This window comes from Kocuria sp. KH4, assembly GCF_053711175.1.
On the sequence record NZ_JBSJYX010000017.1, the window covers coordinates 46,321 to 65,115 of the forward strand.

Below are 18,795 nucleotides of genomic sequence, written 5' to 3' on the forward strand. Positions count from 1 at the left end.
GACGGGCCCGGCCGGGGCGCGCCCCGCTCACCGGCGGGCGGAGCGCCGCTCGTGCACGTCCCGGGCCACGGCCAGCAGCTCCCGCGCGGAGTCCGCCCAGGACCAGGCCCCGGCCCGCTCCAGCCCGGCCAGCACCTGCGCCCGGGCCCGGGCCGGGTCCTCCAGCGCCCGCACCGCCGCGGCGAAGCCGGCGTCGTCGTCGGGGGCGGCGTAGGCGGCGGCCTCCCCGGCGACCTCCCGGAAGATCGGCAGGTCGCTGCACACCACCGGCGTCCCGGCCGCCATCGCCTCGACCACCGGCAGCCCGTAGCCCTCGGCCCGCGACGCCGTCAGCAGCGCCGCCGCCCGCCCCAGCAGCGCGGCGTACTCCGCCTCGTCCACCCCGTCGTGGAACACCACGCGCGCCCCCGCCGGGACCAGGGCCTCCAGCTGCGCCCGCCGGGCGGGGGAGATGCGCGAGAGCAGGTGCAGCTCGTGCCCCGGCAGCCGCCCCGCCGCGCGCACCAGGGTCTCCACGTTCTTGTAGGGCAGGAACGACCCCATGTAGAGCAGCAGCCGTTCCCGCCGCGGCAGCCGCGCCAGGGCCTGCCCCGGGGACAGCACCGCACCGGGCGGGGCGGCGTTGGGCACCACGTGCACCGGACGCCGGGTGAGCCGATGGGCGGCCATCAGCTCCCGCGTGGTCCGCGAGACGGTGACCACGGCGTCGGCGCGGTCCAGCAGCACCCGCTGCGGCCACCACGCCCGGTGGTAGGCCCGCCAGCCCGCCCGCACCACCGCGGGGAGGTCTCCCGGCGGGGTGGGGTGGTCGTAGTAGATGAGGTCGTGCAGGGTCAGGACCAGCCCGTGCCGCCGGCCCGCCGAGCCCATGGTCTGCATGGGCGAGAACACCACGTCCGGCGCGTACCGGTTCAGCACCAGCGCCGTGGCCGCCTCCGCGGCGGAGACCGGGGAGGGCCCCCGCACGTGCGGGACCTCCGGCAGCATCGCCAGCTGCCGCGGATCGCTCACCAGCATCGCCAGCTCCAGGTCCGCCGCGCCCCCCGCCAGCCCGGCCATCGCCTCGATCAGCCCGGCCCCGTAGCGGCTGATCCCGTCGTGCCGCCCGATCCGCGTGTAGCGGGCGTCCATCAGCAGCCTCACCGGCGCCGCCCCCGACGCACGACCCGCTGCAGCCCCGTCAGAGGCGCGGTGAACGGCCCGGTCTGCGGGGCCGCCACGTCCGCCGCCGGCAGCTGCTCGTGCAGCGCCACCGGCTCCGGGGCCGGGGAGGACAGGAACTCGTGGACCAGCTCCGCCGTGCGCGCCGGCGCCTCGTAGTGCACGAGGTGGCCCACGCCCGCCAGCACCTCCAGCCGGTGCCGGGGCACCCACGAGGCCATCCGCCGCTGCGCCGCCACGGACCCCAGCGGGTCCTCCGCCCCCACCACCAGCAGGGTCGGCATCGCCAGCTGCATGGCCACCTCCGCCACCGTGTGCGAGACCGACGCCTCGTAGGCCTCCAGCAGCACGTCCCGGTCCGCGAACGCCGAGAAGTAGGCCCGGTGCTGGTGGCGCACGTAGCCGCGCACCCGCGGGTCCTGCGACGTGGTCATCACCGACGTCATCGCGTCCGTCACCCACCAGCTCGACAGCAGCCGCCGCCCCAGCCGCCGCGGCAGCACCCGCCCCAGCCGGTAGTAGCCCACCGTCAGCCGGCTCAGCAGCGCCTGCCCGCCCTCCAGCGCCGGCTCGCAGATCGGGTTGACCAGCACCAGCCGCTCCACCATGCCCGGGTGCGCCGCGGCGAAGTGGGCGGCCACCACCGACCCGAACGAGTGCCCCAGCACCACGATGCCGCGCCGGCCCCCGCCGTCGCCCACCGCCCCGCCGTCGCCCACCGCCCCGCCGTCGCGCACCGCCCCGCCGGTGAGCTCCGCCACGAAGCGGCGCAGGAACTCCACGTACCCCGCCACGTCGTGACGCCGGTCCGGGAAGCGCTCCGAGCGCCCGAACCCCGGCAGGTCCGGCACCACCACGTGGTACCGCGAGCGCAGCCGGTCGGCCAGCAGCTGCAGCCCGTGGTGGTCGCCCCGGAACCCGTGCACCATCACCAGCAGCGGCTTGGGCGCCCGGTCCACGTCGTAGAACCAGTAGCGCACCTTGTACCCGTCCAGCACCACGCTGCGCCGCTCCGCGTACGGGTTCTCCACCGCGCTGCCCGGCACCCCCTCGCCCGGCCCCGCCTCCCGCGCGCCGGTCCCAGCCGCCATGACGTCCTCCCTCAGGGGCCCGCGAGCACCCGGTGCGCCCCGGCCCGCTGTCGATGCTAGCGGCTGCGCACGGGCGCTCGCGGGCCGGGCGCGGGGGCCGCTGGGCTAGGATGGGACGGATTCCACCACCGTCGGCGCACCGCCGGGCCCCTGTGATGCCCGGGTGCGCCCACGCGACCGCCCGCCGCCCGCTCCGGGGCCGGCGGCGGTCCACCACCGCGAAGGCGAGGACCGTGACCGAACAGCAGCACACGACCGAGAGCACCGGCTACGACTTCCGCGCCATCGAGGCGGCGTGGCCGTCGTTCTGGGCGGAGCAGAAGGTCTACGAGCCGCTCGACGACGGCTCCCGGGAGCGGCGCTACGTGCTCGACATGTTCCCGTACCCCTCGGGGGACCTGCACATGGGCCACGCCGAGGCGTTCGCCATGGGCGACGTCGTGGCCCGGTACTGGCGCCAGCGCGGCTACGACGTGCTGCACCCGATCGGCTGGGACTCCTTCGGGCTGCCGGCCGAGAACGCCGCCATCAAGCGCGACGCGCACCCGGCGGAGTGGACCTACGCCAACATCGAGACGCAGAAGGCCTCGTTCCAGCGCTACGCCATCAGCGCGGACTGGAGCCGGGAGATCCACACCTCCGACCCCGAGTACTACCGGTGGACGCAGTGGCTGTTCCTGCAGTTCCACGCCAAGGGCCTGGCCTACCGGAAGAACTCCCCGGTCAACTGGTGCCCCAAGGACCTGACCGTGCTGGCCAACGAGCAGGTCGTCAACGGCGCGTGCGAGCGCTGCGGCACCCCGGTGACGAAGAAGGCCCTGAACCAGTGGTACTTCAAGATCACCGACTACGCCGACCGGCTGCTCGACGACATGGCCGCGCTGGAGGGCCACTGGCCCGAGCGGGTGCTGGCCATGCAGCGCAACTGGATCGGCCGCTCGGAGGGCGCCCACGTGCGCTTCGCGATCGAGGGCGCCGGCCAGGACGGGGCCGACCGCGAGGTCACCGTGTTCACGACCCGCCCCGACACCCTCCACGGCGCCACGTTCTTCGTGGTCGCCGCCGACGCCGAGCTGGCCGGGGAGATCGTCGCCCCGGAGCACGCCGAGGAGCTGGCCGCCTACCGCGAGCAGGTCAAGGCGCTCTCGGACATCGAGCGCCAGGCCACCGACCGGCAGAAGACCGGGGTGTTCCTGGGCCGGCACGCCGTCAACCCGCTGACGGGGGAGAAGCTGCCCGTGTGGGCCGCCGACTACGTGCTGGCCGACTACGGCACCGGCGCGATCATGGCCGTGCCCGCCCACGACCAGCGCGACCTCGACTTCGCCCGCACCTTCGACCTGCCCGTGCGCGCGGTCCTGGACACCGGCGAGGAGGACCCGGCCGTGACCGGGGTCGCCACCACCGGCGAGGGCACCCTGATCAACTCCGGCGAGCTGGACGGGCTGGAGAAGGCGCAGGCCATCGAACGGGCCATCGGCATCGTGGAGGCCGCCGGCACCGGCAACCGGCAGGTCAACTTCCGGCTGCGCGACTGGCTGCTGTCCCGGCAGCGCTTCTGGGGCGCGCCCATCCCGATCGTGCACTGCCCGGCCTGCGGGGAGGTGCCCGTGCCCGAGGAGCAGCTGCCCGTGCGCCTGCCCGACGACCTGCGCGGGGAGCAGCTCGCGCCCAAGGGCCGCTCCCCGCTGGCCGCGGCCGAGGACTGGGTCAACGTCGAGTGCCCCGCCTGCGGCGGACCCGCCCTGCGCGACACCGACACCATGGACACGTTCGTGGACTCCTCCTGGTACTACCTGCGGTTCGCGTCCCCCAACGACGAGGACGCGGCGTTCGACCCGGAGCAGACCCGCAGGTGGCTGCCCGTGGACCAGTACGTGGGCGGGGTGGAGCACGCGATCCTGCACCTGCTCTACTCCCGGTTCTTCACCAAGGTCCTGTTCGACCTCGGCCTCGTGGACTTCACCGAGCCGTTCAAGGCGCTGCTGAACCAGGGCCAGGTGCTCAACGGGGGCAAGGCGATGTCCAAGTCCCTGGGCAACGGCGTGGACCTGGGGGAGCAGCTGGACGAGTTCGGCGTGGACGCCGTGCGGCTGACCATGGTCTTCGCCTCCCCGCCCGAGGACGACGTGGACTGGGCGGACGTGTCCCCGCAGGGCTCCCAGAAGTTCCTGGCCCGGGCCTGGCGCCTGGCCCAGGACGTGACCAGCGCGCCCGGCGCGGACCCGGCCGCCGGGGACCGGGGCGTGCGCCGTGCCGCCCACCGGGCCGTGGACGACGCGGCGCAGCTGCTGGACGCGGGGAAGTTCAACGTGGTCGTGGCCAAGACCATGGAGCTCGTCAACGTGGTCCGCAAGGCCATCGACTCCGGCTGCGGTCCGGCGGACCCGGCCGTGCGGGAGGCCGTCGAGGCCGTCGCGGTCGTGCTCTCCCTCGTGGCCCCGTACACCGCCGAGGACATGTGGCACACCCTGGGCCACGAGGGCTCCGTCGTCGTGGCCGGCTGGCCCGCGGTGGACCCGGACCTGCTGGTGGACGACACCGTGACCGCCGTGGTGCAGATCAAGGGCAAGGTCCGGGACCGGCTCGAGGTCCCCGCGGACATCGCCGAGGACGCCCTGCGCGAGCTCGCCCTGGCCTCCGAGACGATCCGCCGCCAGCTGGGCGACGCCGAGATCCGCAAGGTGATCGTGCGCGCGCCCAAGCTGGTGAACATCGTGGCCTGAGCGGGCCTCGCCCGTGCGCAGCCCCGGCCGGCGGATCGCGGTCGTGACCGACGACGCCGCCGCGCTGCCGCCCGCGTGGCGGCGGGCCGCCGGGCGGGCGGGCGGGCTCGAGATGGTCGGGATGCCCGTCACGGTCGACGGGCGTCCCGACGCCGGCGGGTCCGGGGAGCACGACGGCGTGCCGGCGGCGCTGCTGCTGGCCCTGGCCGAGGGACGCCCGGTCACGACCTCGCGGCCCTCGCCGGGACGGTTCCGGGCCGTCTACCGCCGTCTGCAGGAGGACGGGTACGAGGGGATCGTCTCCGTGCACCTGTCCGGGGAGCTGTCCGGGACGGCGGACTCCGCCCGGCTCGCGGGCCGGGCCGTGGACGTGCCGGTGACGGTCGTCGACTCCCGGACCGTGGCCATGGCCCAGGGCTTCGGGGTGCAGACGGCGTGGCACGCCGCCGGGACCGGGGCCGGGCCGGAGGAGGTCGCCGCCGCGGCGCGGGACGGCGCCCGGGACCACCCGCTGCTGCTGTGGGTGCCGTCCCTGGAGAGCCTGCGCCGGGGCGGGCGGATCGCCCCCGGCCCGGCGGTGCCGGGCGCGGTGCCGGGAGTCCAGCCGCTGCTCACCGTCGACGGCGGCCGGCTCGTGGCCGTGGAGCGGCCCCGGACCCCGGCCCGGGCGAGGGCGCGGTTCCCGGCGCTCGTGGGGGAGGCGCTGGCCGCCTCTCCCCGCGCGGAGCCCGTGCTGGTCGTGCACCACCTAGGCGACGAGGACGGGGCGCGCGCCCTGGGCGCGGCCGTGGTCCGGGCCCACCGGCCGGACGCGGTCCTGGTCGTCTCCCCGCTGCCGCCGGTGCTGGCCGCGCACGTCGGCCCCGGCGCCCGCGCGGCGGTCGTGCAGGGCTCTCCGGTCCGCGCCCGGAGCTGAGCCGGCACCCGCCCTCCCCAGGCGCCGGCCCGCCGCCGCCGATCCCCACCCGGCCCACGACGGGCCCCGCGCGCCGTCCGGCCGGGGTGGGCTGGAGCCATGACCGGCACCGTGCCCCGCGGCCGAGACCGCACGCCCCTCCTCCCACCCTCCGACCCACCCGATCCGGCCCCGTCCGATCCGGTCCCGCCGGTGGCCCCGTCCGGACCGGCCCCGTCCGGACCGCCGGGGCTGCCGGCCGAGCGGCTGGCCGCGCTCCTCGCCGAGGCCGCGCCCGCACCGCGCCCCGCGCCGGGGCGCGGCGCCGACGACACGGACGGGGCCGGCCCGGGAGGGAGGACCGGCACGCCGGGCCGGTCCGCCGCGGGCCGTGCGGCAGGTGCGGGCCGTGAGGCGGGTGCCGGCACTGCTGCGGGCGCCGGCGGGGAAGCGGCGCAGCCCGGCCGGCGCGCGGCGGACGCGACCGCCCGCCCGGACCCCGCCCACCGCTGGGAGACCTCCGCCCGGACCCGGGTCCCGCGGTCCCTGCTCGTGCTCGCGGCCGCCGGGGTGGCCGGGCTCGGCTGGGCCGTCCTCGGCACCGACGACCCCGGGACGGGCGGGGAGACCGCCCTCGCCGACCTCGAGGTCTCCGAGGCCCCCACGCCGTCCGCGGCCGGCCCCGCCCCCGTGGCCGACCCCTCTCCCGGGAGCGACGGGGGGCCCGCCGCCTCCTCCGTCCCCGGGGGCCACGGGTCCCTGCACGTGCACGTCGCCGGGGAGGTGGCCCGGCCGGGTGTGGTGGAGCTCGCGCCCGGCGCGCGGGTGGTGGACGCGGTCGAGGCCGCGGGCGGGCTGACGGACGCCGCGGCGGACACGGTGAACCTCGCCGCGCCGCTGACCGACGGCCAGCAGGTGCTCGTCCCGGACGACAGCGCGGCGCCACCCGCGCCGACCGTTCCCGCGGCGGGCGGGGCGGGCGCCGCCGGCGGCGCCGGTGCCGCGGTCCCCGGCCCCGCCCTGGACCTGAACACGGCCACCGCCGCGGAGCTCGAGGCCCTGCCCCGGGTCGGTCCGGTGCTGGCCGAACGCATCGTGGAGTTCCGCGACCAGCACGGCGGCTTCACCGCCGCGACCGATCTCGACGCCGTCCCCGGCATCGGCCCCACCCTGCTGGAGGCCCTCCTCCCGCTGGTGACCGTGTGAGGACTCCCGCCGCCCGCTGGGCACGGGCCCTGGAGCACCAGGAGCACCGCGACGCCCGGGCCCCGGGCCGCACGTGCGACCTGCGGCTCGTCCCCGCCGCCCTGGGCGCCTGGCTCACCGGACTGCTCGGCACCCACCTGTCCCCGGCGGCCACCGCGGCCGCCGCGGCCGGCTACCTCGCCGCGCTGGCCCTGCTCGCCGCCCTCCTCCGGTCCGGGCCCGTCCGGGCCGTCCTCGTCCGCGCCGGCCCGCCCCGGGAGGAAATCCGCGCCCCGGCGGCCGCCCGACCGGACCGGGCGCCGCCCGGCCCACCCTGGTCGAGCCTCGCGCTCAGCGCCCTGGCGGCGGCCGCGGTGCTGCTCAGCGCCTTCGCCGACCGGCACGACAGCACCTCCGGCGCCCTGGGCGAGGCCCGGGCCGCCGGAGGGACCCTGTCCGTCACCGCCGCCGTGGTCGAGGGACCCCGCCCGTGGGCCGCCCCCGCCCCCTCCGGTGAGGACCGCACCGGCGTGGTGCTCGAGCTCGCCCTGCTCGAGCTCACCCACGGCGGCCGCACCGGGCCCGCCGAGGCGAGGGTGACCGTCTTCGCCGACGGCCCGGCCTGGTCCGCACTGACCCCCGGCCGGCGGATCACCGCGGTGCTCGTGGCGGACGGCGAACCGGGTCCGGGGCCCGTGACCCTGCGCGCCGCCGCCCCGCCCACCGTGCTCCCGGCGGCCCCGCCCACCGCCCGGGACCGGGTGCGCGAACGTTTCGTGCTCAGCACCGCGGGGCTCGGCCCCGACGCCGCCGGACTGCTCCCGGGCATGACCTTCGGTGAGCGTTCGGCGCTCGGCCCGGAGCTGGAGCAGGCGATGCGGGACACCGGGCTCACCCACCTGACCGCCGTCTCGGGCGCCAACTGCGCGCTCGTCACGGCCCTGGCCGGCCACGCCGCGCTGGCCCTCGGCGCCCGCCGGCGCACGTGCCTGCTCGCCGGCCTCGGTGCCCTGGGCGCCTTCGTGCTGCTGGTGGGGCCCGACCCCTCCGTGCTGCGCGCCGCGACCATGGGCGGGCTGGCCGCGCTCGGCCTGCTGACCGGGCGCCCGGCCGTGTCCCTCGCCACCCTCTCCGGCGCCGTGCTCGTCCTCGTCGTGCTCCACCCGGGTCTCGCCGCGGAGTACGGCTTCGTGCTGTCGGTGCTGGCCACCGCCGGGATCGTCGTCACCGCCCGGCCCCTGACCCGGTGGCTCGGCCGGTGGATGCCGGACGCGCTGGCGCTCACGGTCGCGGTCCCGGCCACGGCCCAGCTGTGGTGCGCGCCGGTGCTCGTGCTGCTGCAGCCCGCCGTGCCCGTCCACGCCCTGGCCGCCAACGTCCTCGCCGCCCCCCTCGTGCCGGTGGTGACCGTGTGCGGGCTCGCGGGGCTGCTGGCGCTCCACCTGCCGGCCGGGGATGCGGCGGCCGTCCTGCCGCTCACCGTGGGCGGCTGGGGCACGCAGCTGATCGCCGGGATCGCCCGCACCCTGGCCGCGGCGCCCGGCGCCCTGGCGCCGTGGCCGGCCGGAATTCCCGGGGTCGTGCTGATGGCCGCGGTGAGCGCGGCGGCCGTGGGGGCCGTGCACCTGCTGGACGTGCGGCGCCGCCGCCCCCGGCCCGTGACCGGCGCCCTGCGCGGGGGACCGGCGCCTCGGGCGCTGCCGGAGCAGCACTGGCGGGACCGCGACCGCCGACGGCGACGGTGGCGCACCGCGGCGGCGGCGCTGCTGCTGCTCCTGCCGGCCGGGCTGGTGCTGCGCGCCGTCACGGAGTCCCGCCGTCCGGCACCCCCGTGGGAGGCGGTGCTGTGCGACGTGGGGCAGGGCGACGCCGTGCTGCTGCGCACCGCCCCGGGGCGGGCCGTGCTCGTGGACACGGGCCCGGACCCGCGGGCGCTGCAGCGGTGCCTGGAGGACAGCGGGGTGGAGCACCTGGACCTGGTGGTCCTCACCCACGCCCACGCCGACCACACCGGGGGACTGGCCGCCGTGGCCCGGCTCGGGGGCGCGGGGGAGGTCTGGTACGCCACCGCCGAGCCGGACCCGCCGCCGGAGCCGGCCGAGGACCTGCCCGGCACGGCGCTCCACCGCCCGTCGCCCGGGCAGACCCGCACCGTGGGTGCTGTGCACCTGACCGTCCTGGCCCCGGCGCCGGCCGCCCCGCGCCGGTGGGGCACCGCGTCCTCCGCCGAGGAGAACAACGCCTCCCTGGTGCTGCGGGCCGAGCTCACCGGGGCGGACGGGCGCACGACCTCCTGGCTGCTCCCCGGCGACCTGGAGGAGGAGGGGGCCCGGGCGCTGCTGCGCTCCGCCGGGGCGCAGCTGGACGTGGACGTGCTCAAGGTCTCCCACCACGGCGCCCGCAACGGCGGGACCTCGATCATCGACGCGGCCGCCCCGGCGCTGGCGGTGGTCTCGGCGGGCCGGGACAACGACTACGGACACCCGCACCCGCAGATCGTGGACCACCTGCGGGACGCCGGGGTGCCGCTGGTGCGCACCGACGAGCACGGCAGCGTGCGCCTGCTGCGGGAGGGCGCCCGGCTGCGCGCGCTGCCCGTCGGGGACTAGCACGGCGGCACTGGCACGGTGGCACGCGCGGTGCCGGTCCGGGGCCCGGCCGGCCCGGGGCGGCGTCAGCCGGCGCGGATCACCTTGTGCGGCGCCGCCTGGGCCACGGGCTTGATGGTGACGGTGTCCAGGTCCACGTGGTGGGGCAGCTCCACGGCGAAGGCGCACACCTGGGCCACGTCCGCCGCGGTCAGGGGCTTCTCGACCCCCGCGTACACCGCCTCGGCGGCCTCCTGGTCCCCGCCCAGCCGGTTGAGGGAGAACTCCTCGGTGTGCACCAGCCCGGGGGCGACCTCCACCACGCGCACGTTGTGCTCGGCCTCCTCCAGGCGCAGCGCCTCCGTCATGGCCCGCTCGGCGAACTTCGCCGCGTTGTAGCCGGCCCCGCCCTCGTAGGCCCGGTGGGCGGCCAGGGAGGTCAGGTTCAGCACCGTGCCCTGTCCGTTGTCCCGCAGGGCCGGCAGGAACGCCCGGGTGATCCGCATCGTGCCCAGCACGTTGACCTCGTACATCCAGGCCCAGTCCTCCGTGCTCGCGTCGGCGACCCGGTCCGTGCCGCGGGCCCCGCCGGAGATGTTCAGCAGCGCGTCCACCCGGCCCTGCTCGGTGAGCACCTGCTCCCGCAGGGCCTCCACCTCGGCGTCGACGGTGATGTCGCACGGGGCCGGCACGGCCCCGGTCTCCCGGGCCAGGGCCTCCAGCCGCTCGGCGCGGCGGGCCACCGCGTAGACGGTCCAGCCGGCGGACCGCAGCCGGCGGGCGGTGGCCTCCCCGATCCCGGTGGAGGCCCCGGTGACGACCGCGACCTTCCCCGTGTGCGGGCCGGTGCTGTGCTCTTCGGTGCTCGTGTTCTGCGTCATGGACCCCACGCTAGCGAGCCAGGCGGCCGTTCGGACAGCACGCCGCCGCGTCGGCCGCCGGCCCACCGGTGTCCCGCCCCGTGAGAAACTGGGGGCGACCCCACCCGCGGCCGCCCGGCCGCCAGCACAGGAGGACGCGGCCATGACCCCAGCACGGCGCCCCGCACCCGCCGCCGGCCCCACCTGGCGCGACGTCGAACCGGCTCCGCTCGTCCTGCTCACCGGCCCGGAGGACTACCTCGCCGCCCGCGCCCGCGACCGGGTCCGCACGCTCCTCAAGGACCGCCGCGGACCCGTGGAGCTCTCCACGGTCGACGCCGCCGCCTACGCGCCCGGTCAGCTCGCCGCCCTGGCCAGCCCGTCCCTGTTCGACGACGCCAAGCTGATCCACGTCACCAACCTCGCGGCCATGAACGACGACTGCCTGGCCGACGGCCTCGCCTACGTCCAGGCCCCGGACCCGGACGTCGTCGTGCTGTGGGAGCACGGCGGCGGCAACCGCGGCAAGAAGCTGCTGGACGCGCTCAAGGCCGCCGGCGCCGCCGTCGTGGAGTGCAAGCCCCTGAAGAACGACCGGGACAAGTCCGAGTTCATCGTCACGGAGTTCCGCACCCACCGCCGCCGCATCGAACCGGACGCCGCCCGGGCCCTGGCGGCGGCGGTCGGCAGCAGCACGGCGGAGCTCGCCGCCGCGTGCGCGCAGCTGCTCTCGGACGGGCCGGAGAGCATCACCTTCGACGACGTCGAGAAGTACTACGGCGGCCGGGTCGAGGCCACCGCGTTCAAGGTGGCCGACGCCGCCCTCGCCGGCCGCGCGGAGAACGCGCTCAAGCTCTGGCGCCAGGCCCTGGACACCGGCGTGGACCCCGTGCCGATGGTGGGGGCGCTGGCCGCCAAGCTGCGCACCATCGCGCAGGTCCACGGCACCCGCGGGGGCTCCGGCCAGCTCGCGCAGCGGATAGGCGCCGCCCCGTGGCAGGTCGAGCGGGCGCAGGAGGAGTCGCGCCGCTTCTCCGAGGAGGACCTGGTGCGCGCCCTGCGGGCGCTGGCCGAGGCCGACGCCCAGGTGAAGGGGGAGGGGCGGGACCCGGCCTACGCCGTGGAGCGGGCGATCACCACGATCGCGCTCTCCGGGCGCCGCTGAGCCGCCGGCCCCGCCCGTCCGAGGGGACCCCGCGGCCGACCGCGCACGACGGAGGCCCCGTCCCTGCGCGGGACGGGGCCTCCGGTGCGGCGGTCGCGGGACCGGGAATCAGATCTTGGCGACCAGCTTGGCCAGACCGGACTTCTTGTTGGCCGCGTTGTTCTTGTGCAGCACACCCTTGCTGACGGCCTTGTCGAGCTTGCGGGAGACGACGCGCAGCGCGTCCTGGGCGGTCTGCTGGTCCGAGGCGCTGACGGCCTCGTCGACGCGGCGGACGAGCGTCTTCAGCTCGGACTTGTAGGCGTTGTTGCGCAGGCGCGACTTCTCGTTGGTGAGGTTGCGCTTCTTCTGGGACTTGATGTTGGCCATGTGTGACTCCTTGGCGATGGGTGCGGAAAACGGTCAGTGAGGGCAAACAGGCCGGCCATGTGACTGAGTGGGAGTGGGGACGCCCGTGTGGCGACCGCCCTGCAGTGCCCGACGACCAGCGCGGACACACAGCAGGACAGTCTAGCAGACCGCACCGGTCCGCCGGGCGGCGGCGACACGGGCCCGGCCGGGAGCCCGGCGGCTCAGCCGCGCGGCCACCCGGTCGAACAGCTCCTCGCGCAGCGCCGCCCCCTCCCGGCGCACGTCCGCGGGCCGCACCCGGATCACGCGGTCGAGCCGGACCTCCGAGGGCCGGCCCTGCCGGTCCCACGGTCCCGAGCCGACGTCCACGTAGTCGGGGTGCTGCTCGAGCCCGTCGGTGCGGTCCCGGGAGGTGAGCATCAGGCACAGCAGGTGGTCCCCGGCGCGGTCCACGACGAGCACCGGCCGGTCCTTGCCCCGGCGGTGGTCCTCCTGGAACGGCACCCACGTCCACACGATCTCGCCGGGGTCGGCCTGACCGTCCGACAGGGGGCGGTAGACGGGTCGGACCGGTCCGGTCCAGTCGCCCGGATAGGGGTGGCGGGGCCCCGCGGGCCGGGCCTCGCCGGGGCGCGGCGTCGCGGGCGGCCGGGGCCGGGCCGCACGGCGGTAGACGTCCACGGCGCGGGCGGCGAGCCGCCCCAGGGTGCCCAGGTTCAGCCTCATGCGCCCCACTCTAGCCACCGGTCCGGACACGGGGCGGGCGTGCTCGCCGTCGCGGGCGGGGGCGCGGTGCGGGACGAAATGGCCCCCCACCGTCAAACGTGGGAAACTGGACAGCTGAATCCCCCGGCGCGACCCCTCCGCCGGTAGCCCCAGGACCTGCCGGAAGCGACGACCTCCCGGAGAAAGGACCGCCCGTGTCACCGCTGGCCGTCAACCCCCCGGTTCCCGCCTCGACCGACCCGTCGATCCTGCGCAACTTCTGCATCATCGCCCACATCGACCACGGCAAGTCCACGCTGGCGGACCGCATGCTGCAGGCCACGGGCGTGGTGACGCCGCGGGAGATGAAGGCGCAGTACCTGGACCGGATGGACATCGAGCGCGAGCGCGGGATCACGATCAAGTCCCAGGCCGTGCGGATGCCCTGGAACGTCGACGGCCGGGACTTCGCCCTGAACATGATCGACACCCCCGGCCACGTCGACTTCACCTACGAGGTCTCCCGCTCCCTGGCCGCCTGCGAGGGCGCGCTGTTGCTGGTGGACGCCGCCCAGGGCATCGAGGCCCAGACCCTGGCCAACCTCTACCTGGCCATGGAGAACGACCTCACGATCATCCCGGTGCTGAACAAGATCGACCTCCCCGCGGCCCAGCCGGAGAAGTACGCCCAGGAGCTGGGCAACCTCATCGGCGTGGAGCCGGAGGACGTGCTGCGGGTCTCCGGCAAGACCGGCGAGGGCGTGGAGGCGCTCCTGGACCGGATCGTCCAGGAGATCCCGCAGCCGGAGGGCCGGGCCGACGCCCCGTCCCGGGCGATGATTTTCGACTCCGTCTACGACACCTACCGCGGCGTGGTCACCTACGTCCGGGTGGTCGACGGCAGTCTCGCCCCGCGGGAGCGGATCCGGATGATGTCCACCGGCGCCCAGCACGAGCTGCTGGAGATCGGCGTCATCTCCCCGGAGCCGAAGCCCACCGAGGGCCTGGGCGTGGGGGAGGTCGGCTACCTGATCACCGGGGTCAAGGACGTGCGCCAGTCCCGCGTGGGCGACACGGTGACCAGCCACCAGCGCCCGGCGACCGAGAACCTGGGCGGCTACGAGGACCCCAAGCCGATGGTCTTCTCGGGCCTGTTCCCGATCGACGGCTCCGACTACCCGGTGCTGCGCGACGCCCTGGACAAGCTCCAGCTCAACGACGCCGCGCTGGTCTACGAGCCGGAGAACTCCGCGGCCCTGGGCTTCGGCTTCCGCTGCGGGTTCCTGGGCCTGCTGCACCTGGAGATCGTCCGGGAGCGCCTGGAGCGGGAGTTCAACCTGGACCTGATCTCCACCGCCCCGTCCGTGAGCTACAACGTCACCCTCGAGGACCGCTCCGAGCGGGTCGTCACGAACCCCTCCGAGTTCCCGGAGGGGAAGATCGCCGAGATCCGGGAGCCCATGGTCGCCGCCACCGTGCTGGCGCCCGCGGAGTTCATCGGCGCGATCATGGAGCTGTGCCAGTCCAAGCGCGGGCAGCTCAAGGGCATGGACTACCTCTCCGAGGACCGGGTCGAGCTGCGCTACCGGCTGCCGCTGGCCGAGATCGTCTTCGACTTCTTCGACCAGCTGAAGTCCCGCACCAAGGGCTACGCGTCGCTGGACTGGAAGGCCGAGGGCGAGGAGGCCGCCGACCTCGTCAAGGTGGACATCCTCCTGCAGGGCGAGCCGGTCGACGCGTTCAGCGCGATCACCCACCGGGACAAGGCGTACTCCTACGGGGTGATGATGACCGGCAAGCTGCGCGAGCTCATCCCTCGCCAGCAGTTCGAGGTGCCCATCCAGGCCGCCATCGGCTCCCGGGTGATCGCCCGCGAGAACATCCGGGCCATCCGCAAGGACGTGCTCTCCAAGTGCTACGGCGGCGACATCTCCCGCAAGCGCAAGCTGCTGGAGAAGCAGAAGGAGGGCAAGAAGCGCATGAAGATGGTGGGCCGCGTGGAGGTCCCCCAGGAGGCGTTCGTGGCGGCGCTGTCCTCCGACGAGGCCGGGGCGAAGGACAAGAAGAAGTAGTGGCCCCCGCCCAGCCCGAGGGCCTGCCCGCACCGCTCGACGGGCGGCTGCCGGCCTCCGCCGCCGTGGGCTCCGCCGGGCGCACGCTCAGCCTGTACGTGCACGTGCCGTTCTGTGCGGTCCGCTGCGGATACTGCGACTTCAACACCTACACGGCCGTGGAGCTGGGCGCCGGGGTGTCCCAGGACGCCTACGCCGCCGACGCCGCGGCGGAGGTGCGCTGGGCCCGCCGGGTGCTGGAGGACTCCGGCGTGGCCGCCCGGCCCCTGCACAGCGTGTTCCTCGGCGGCGGCACGCCCACGCTGCTGCCCGCCGAGGACCTCGCCGCCGTCCTGGCGCAGGCCCGGGAGAGCTTCGGCCTCGCCGAGGGCGCCGAGGTCACCACCGAGGCGAACCCGGACTCGGTGACCCCGCGGTCCCTGCGGGTCCTCGCGGAGGCCGGCGTCACCCGGGTGTCCTTCGGCATGCAGTCCGCGGCCCCGCACGTGCTCGCCGTGCTGGACCGCACCCACGACCCCGACAACGTCCCGCGGGCGGTGGCCTGGGCGCGCGAGGCGGGACTGGACGTGAGCGTGGACCTCATCTACGGCACCCCGGGGGAGAGCTTGGCCGACTGGGAGCACTCGCTGCGCACGGCCGTGGGCTACGAGCCCGACCACGTCTCGGCCTACTCCCTGATCATCGAGGACGGCACCCGGCTGGCCGCCCGGATGCGGCGCGGGGAGGTCCCGCCGGTCGACGAGGACGACCAGGCCGACAAGTACGAGCTGGCCGACCGGATCCTGGGGGAGGCCGGCTACGAGTGGTACGAGGTGAGCAACTGGTCCCGGCCCGCCCGCGGCGCCGACGCCCGCGCCCACCGCAGCCGGCACAACCTCGCGTACTGGCACAACCAGGACTGGTGGGGGATCGGCCCCGGTGCGCACTCGCACGTGGGCGGGACGCGCTGGTGGAACCTCAAGCACCCGGTGCCCTACACGAACCGGGTGCGGGCCGGGGAGTCCCCCGCGGCCGGGCGGGAGATCCTCGACGCGGGCACCCGCCACCTCGAGCGTGTGATGCTCGAGGCGCGGATCCGGGACGGCCTGCCCGTGGCGGCCCTGGACGACGGCGGGCGCGCCGCGGTGGCCGGGCTGATCGCCGACGAGCTCGTGGAGCCCGGGCCGGCGCTGCGCGGGACGCTGGTGCTCACCCTGCGGGGCCGGCTCCTCGGCGACGCCGTGGTGCGGCGCCTGCTCGGCTGACGGGCCGGGACGGGACCGCCGGGCCCGGCGGCGCGGGCCTCAGCGGCGGACGGCGCGCTCCCGCGACCGCTCGCGCAGCTTCTCGGCGAGGCGGTCGTACAGGCGGGTGTTGAACCGGTAGAGGTGCGGCTCCCCGTGGTTGACCCGGATGCCGCCGGCCAGCGAGCCGACGGCCAGCAGCAGCCACGCGGCGGCCGCGGCGAGCGCGAAGAACCAGCCGACGAACGGGACGGGCGCGAGCAGCACGCCGGCGACCACCACGAGCGTGGGCAGCAGCGTGAAGTTCATCGCCTCCCGCGCCTCCTGCTCGGTGAACCGCCCACGGCCGCGGAAGACGCGGTGGATGAGGAACGAGGGCACGAAGCCGACCACCCCGGCGAAGTGCGCCAGGGTCGCCCACTGGTGGTCCTCGGCGACGGTGAGCGGCTGTGCCACGGGGGAGAGGCCCTCGAACGGGGCCTCGGCGTTCTCGTGGCTCGATCGGGAGTCGGTCTGCACGGGCACGGAAGTCCTTCGGCGGTGGGACCGCGGCGCGGTCGGCGGATGGCGTGGCTCGATTCTACCGGCCGGTTCGCTCGTTGCACGGGGGCGCCCCGCGCACGTGTGCTCGTGTGACGTGATGTCGGTCGCGCCGGGCCGGGCTCAGGCCCCCGGGGCGGTGAGGAAGTCGATGAGCTCCTCGACCCGCCCGAGGAGGGCGGGCTCGAGGTCGGCGTAGCTGTCGACTCGGGAGAGGATGTGCTGCCACGCCCGGCCGAGGTCGCCGGGCGTGCGGTGCGGCCAGCCGAGGGCCGCGGCGGTGCCGGTCTTCCAGTCGGTGCCCCGGGGGACCACGGGCCAGGCCTCGACGCCGAGCACCCGGGGCCGGACCGCCTGCCAGATGTCCACGTACGGGTGGCCCAGCACCAGCACGTTGCCGGCCGCCCCGGGCAGGCGCATGGTCCGCTCGGCGATCCGCGACTCCTTGGAGCCGGGCACGAGGTGGTCCACGAGGACGCCCAGCCGCCGGCCGGGGCCCGGGGCGAAGTCCTGCACCACCGCCGGCAGGTCGTCGACGCCGTGCAGCGGCTCCACGACGATGCCCTCGACGGCCAGGTCGTGCCCCCAGACCTTGGCCACGAGCTCGGCGTCGTGGTAGCCCTCGACCCAGACGCGGGAGGCCTTGGCGGTGCTGGCCCGCAGCCCCTCCACGGCCACGGAGCCGGAGCGGGTGCGCCCGGGCCGCTTCGCCGCCGGGGCCCGGCGGGGCTCCACCACGACGACGGGCTCCCCCTCCAGCAGGAAGCCGGGTCCGAGCGGGAACGCCTTGACCCGGCCGCGGCGGTCCTCCAGGCCCATGACCCGCATCCCGCCGATCGTCTCCAGGGACACGACCGCCCCGACCCAGCCGGTGGTCACGTCCTCCAGGAGCAGCCCGGGGGCGACCGGCACCTCCGCGGAGGCCGGCCTGCGCCGCGACAGGCCCGCGTCGTCGAGGCTGCGCGGCCCCCAGCCGTAGTCGCTCATGCTCGTCCTCCCGGTCGCGGTCCCGCCCCTCCGGCGCGGATCAGCCGGAAGCGTACCAAACCGGGCGGGCGGAACCGGGTGGTCGGACACGGGGGCTACACTGGATCGCGCTGGCACTGTGGCCACCCGAGTGCCAGGCGGCCCGGGTGCCGGGGAGACGACGGGGAGGAGCGACGTGAACCATCCGAGACGACTGCAGATCCTGCAGGCCATCGTGGAGGACTACGTGCACTTCCAGGAGCCCGTGGGCTCCAAGGCCCTCGTGGAGCGCCACCGGCTCGGTGTCTCCTCCGCCACCGTGCGCAACGACATGGCCGCGCTCGAGGAGGAGGGCTTGATCACGGCCCCCCACACGAGCTCGGGCCGGATCCCCACCGACAAGGGCTACCGGACGTTCGTGGACCAGATCGCGGCCGTCAAGCCGCTCTCCGGCCCGGAGCGCCGGGCCATCCAGAGCCTGCTCGACGACGCGGCGGACATCGACGACGTCATGGAGCGCACCGTGCGCCTGCTCGCCCAGCTCACCCACCAGGTGGCGGTCGTGCAGTACCCGCACGCGTCGGGGGTGACGGTGCGCCACGTGGAGGTCGTCGACCTCGGCGCGGGCCGCGTGCTCGTGGTGCTCATCCCCACCAACGGGCGGGTCGCCCAGCGCGTGGCCGTGCTGCCCGCCCCCCTGGAGGAGGCGCAGCTGCTCGAGCTGCGCGCCCGGGTGCTGGCCGCGGCCGTGGGCCGCTCCCTGGCCGCGGTGTCCGCGGCGCTCGTGGCGATGACCGCCGACATCGCCCCGCGGCTGCGCCCGGCCGCCGAGACGGTGGTCGAGGTCGTCGGGTCCCTGGCCGCCGGCGGGGCCGAGCACCGCATGGTCATGGCCGGCACCGCCAACCTCGCCCGCGCCACCGGGGACTTCCACCTGAGCATCGGCCCCGTCCTGGAGGCGCTCGAGGAGCAGGTCGTCATGCTCCGGCTGCTCTCCGAGATGGAGCAGGACGCCCGCGGCGTGGCCGTGCGGATCGGGGCGGAGAACGCCGCGGGACCCCTGTCCGAGGCGGCGGTCGTCGCCACCGGCTACGGGCCCCAGTCCAAGGTCGGGGTCGTGGGCCCCATGCGCATGGACTACCCGTCCACGATGGCGGCCGTGCGCGCGGTCGCCCGCTACCTCTCCCGTATCCTGGGGGGTTGAGCCCCCGCCGGGCCCCGGATGCCGGGGCTCGGCACCAGAACTCCCACCGAACCTCTCGACAGA

General features: G+C 76.0%; 15 protein-coding genes. 8 read left to right on the forward strand and 7 right to left on the reverse strand.

Going from position 1 to position 18,795, the window contains the following annotated elements:
- Nucleotides 1–27 precede the first annotated feature (27 nt).
- A complete protein-coding gene (locus tag ACWCOM_RS12740) occupies nt 28–1,143 on the reverse strand; it encodes a glycosyltransferase (protein ID WP_454549110.1) in 1,116 nt (371 codons plus the stop codon).
- Entirely contained in the window at nt 1,140–2,252 is a 1,113-nt protein-coding gene (locus ACWCOM_RS12745) for an alpha/beta fold hydrolase (protein ID WP_454549111.1), read from the reverse strand. Before ACWCOM_RS12745 ends, ACWCOM_RS12740 begins: the two co-directional genes overlap by 4 nt.
- 233 nt (nt 2,253–2,485) lie before the next feature.
- Between ACWCOM_RS12745 and leuS the strand changes: the two genes are divergently transcribed.
- From leuS to ACWCOM_RS12765, 4 genes are all read left to right on the forward strand, one after another.
- Entirely contained in the window at nt 2,486–4,978 is a 2,493-nt protein-coding gene (gene leuS / locus ACWCOM_RS12750; protein WP_454549112.1) for a leucine--tRNA ligase, read from the forward strand.
- Between the two features lie 43 nt (nt 4,979–5,021).
- A complete protein-coding gene (locus tag ACWCOM_RS12755; protein ID WP_454549113.1) occupies nt 5,022–5,894 on the forward strand; it encodes a DegV family protein in 873 nt (290 codons plus the stop codon).
- A gap of 192 nt (nt 5,895–6,086) precedes the next feature.
- Complete coding sequence (locus ACWCOM_RS12760; protein WP_454549114.1) at nt 6,087–7,079, forward strand: helix-hairpin-helix domain-containing protein; 993 nt, start codon at nt 6,087–6,089, stop codon at nt 7,077–7,079.
- A complete protein-coding gene (locus tag ACWCOM_RS12765) occupies nt 7,076–9,667 on the forward strand; it encodes a ComEC/Rec2 family competence protein (protein WP_454549115.1) in 2,592 nt (863 codons plus the stop codon). Before ACWCOM_RS12760 ends, ACWCOM_RS12765 begins: the two co-directional genes overlap by 4 nt.
- Nucleotides 9,668–9,732: 65 nt before the next feature.
- Here ACWCOM_RS12765 and ACWCOM_RS12770 read toward each other — a convergent pair whose 3' ends face one another.
- Nucleotides 9,733–10,527: an SDR family oxidoreductase gene (locus tag ACWCOM_RS12770; protein ID WP_454549116.1), complete on the reverse strand. Its 795-nt coding sequence runs from the start codon at nt 10,525–10,527 to the stop codon at nt 9,733–9,735.
- 142 nt (nt 10,528–10,669) lie between these two features.
- Here ACWCOM_RS12770 and holA point away from each other — a divergent pair, with 142 nt between their 5' ends.
- Nucleotides 10,670–11,671, forward strand: a complete 1,002-nt coding sequence (gene holA / locus ACWCOM_RS12775) for a DNA polymerase III subunit delta (protein WP_454549117.1) — start codon at nt 10,670–10,672, stop codon at nt 11,669–11,671.
- 108 nt (nt 11,672–11,779) lie between these two features.
- Here holA and rpsT read toward each other — a convergent pair whose 3' ends face one another.
- Complete coding sequence (gene rpsT / locus ACWCOM_RS12780) at nt 11,780–12,040, reverse strand: 30S ribosomal protein S20 (protein WP_454549118.1); 261 nt, start codon at nt 12,038–12,040, stop codon at nt 11,780–11,782.
- Between the two features lie 141 nt (nt 12,041–12,181).
- A complete protein-coding gene (locus ACWCOM_RS12785) occupies nt 12,182–12,748 on the reverse strand; it encodes a type II toxin-antitoxin system PemK/MazF family toxin (protein ID WP_454549119.1) in 567 nt (188 codons plus the stop codon).
- Between the two features lie 194 nt (nt 12,749–12,942).
- Between ACWCOM_RS12785 and lepA the strand changes: the two genes are divergently transcribed.
- Together lepA and hemW are read left to right on the forward strand one after the other, a co-directional pair.
- Nucleotides 12,943–14,799 carry a translation elongation factor 4 gene (gene lepA, locus ACWCOM_RS12790; protein ID WP_454549120.1) on the forward strand — a complete coding sequence of 619 codons (1,857 nt, stop codon included), beginning with the start codon at nt 12,943–12,945 and terminating at the stop codon, nt 14,797–14,799.
- Entirely contained in the window at nt 14,799–16,043 is a 1,245-nt protein-coding gene (hemW, locus tag ACWCOM_RS12795; protein WP_454549121.1) for a radical SAM family heme chaperone HemW, read from the forward strand. The genes lepA and hemW overlap by 1 nt, the downstream gene beginning before the upstream one ends.
- A 39-nt stretch (nt 16,044–16,082) precedes the next feature.
- Here the strand turns inward: hemW and ACWCOM_RS12800 are convergent, their stop codons facing one another.
- Together ACWCOM_RS12800 and ACWCOM_RS12805 are read right to left on the reverse strand one after the other, a co-directional pair.
- On the reverse strand, nt 16,083–16,547 hold the full coding sequence (locus ACWCOM_RS12800; RefSeq protein WP_454549122.1) for a DUF4870 domain-containing protein: 465 nt from the start codon (nt 16,545–16,547) through the stop codon (nt 16,083–16,085).
- A gap of 138 nt (nt 16,548–16,685) precedes the next feature.
- The gene (locus ACWCOM_RS12805; RefSeq protein WP_454549123.1) at nt 16,686–17,549 is read right to left on the reverse strand and encodes a DUF3097 domain-containing protein; all 864 of its coding nucleotides are present in this window, start codon (nt 17,547–17,549) and stop codon (nt 16,686–16,688) included.
- Between the two features lie 175 nt (nt 17,550–17,724).
- On the opposite strand from ACWCOM_RS12805, the gene hrcA reads away from it, so the two are divergent.
- Nucleotides 17,725–18,732, forward strand: a complete 1,008-nt coding sequence (hrcA, locus tag ACWCOM_RS12810; protein WP_454549124.1) for a heat-inducible transcriptional repressor HrcA — start codon at nt 17,725–17,727, stop codon at nt 18,730–18,732.
- The last annotated feature ends 63 nt before the right edge of the window (nt 18,733–18,795 follow it).

Excerpts from the sequence above, each read along its gene's own strand:
- ACWCOM_RS12745 (WP_454549111.1), bottom strand. The coding sequence starts at position 2,252 with ATGGCGGCTGGGACCGGCGCGCGGGAGGCGGGGCCGGGCGAGGGGGTG.
- ACWCOM_RS12770 (WP_454549116.1), bottom strand. The coding sequence starts at position 10,527 with ATGACGCAGAACACGAGCACCGAAGAGCACAGCACCGGCCCGCACACG.
- holA (WP_454549117.1), top strand. The coding sequence starts at position 10,670 with ATGACCCCAGCACGGCGCCCCGCACCCGCCGCCGGCCCCACCTGGCGC.
- rpsT (WP_454549118.1), bottom strand. The coding sequence starts at position 12,040 with ATGGCCAACATCAAGTCCCAGAAGAAGCGCAACCTCACCAACGAGAAG.
- ACWCOM_RS12785 (WP_454549119.1), bottom strand. The coding sequence starts at position 12,748 with ATGAGGCTGAACCTGGGCACCCTGGGGCGGCTCGCCGCCCGCGCCGTG.
- ACWCOM_RS12805 (WP_454549123.1), bottom strand. The coding sequence starts at position 17,549 with ATGAGCGACTACGGCTGGGGGCCGCGCAGCCTCGACGACGCGGGCCTG.